The organism is Streptomyces sp. SP17BM10, from assembly GCF_036322405.1.
Taxonomy (GTDB): Bacteria; Actinomycetota; Actinomycetes; order Streptomycetales; family Streptomycetaceae; genus Kitasatospora.
In genome coordinates this window covers 1-344 of the sequence record NZ_JAQYXB010000181.1, presented here as the reverse complement: position 1 = coordinate 344, position 344 = coordinate 1, and the positions used below count along the sequence as shown (strand labels likewise).

At 83.1% G+C, this 344-nt stretch carries 1 protein-coding gene; it reads left to right on the top strand.

Annotation, left to right across the window (positions count from 1 at the left end):
- Window positions 1–69: 69 nt before the first annotated feature.
- The coding region (locus PUR71_RS40875) for a hypothetical protein (protein WP_329924296.1) at window positions 70–344 on the top strand (275 nt) is incomplete at its 3' end.

The following is a 344-nucleotide window of genomic DNA, read 5'->3' as shown; positions in this document are numbered from 1 at the left end:
CGCCGGGCCCGGCCCCCCCCCACCGGGCGGCGGGGGGCCGGGCGGGCGCGCGGGGGGGGGGGGGGCGCGGTGTCGGCTCTCTTGGCGCCCGGGGTGGGGGGGGGGGGTGTTGGGGGTGTGTGTTTTTTTTGTTTTTGTTGTGTGTTGTTGTTTTGTGGGTGGGGGGGGGTGGTGTGGGGGGGTGTGGGGGGGGTGGGGGGGGGGGGGGGGGGGGGGTGGCGCCGGAGGCGGCCCGCCGGGGCGGCCGCGGGGGAGGGGGGGCGCGCCTGGGGGGGGTGGGGGGGGGGGGGGGGGGGGGGGGATGCTGGGTGGGGTGAGGGGGGGGGGGGGGCGGCGGGGGGGGG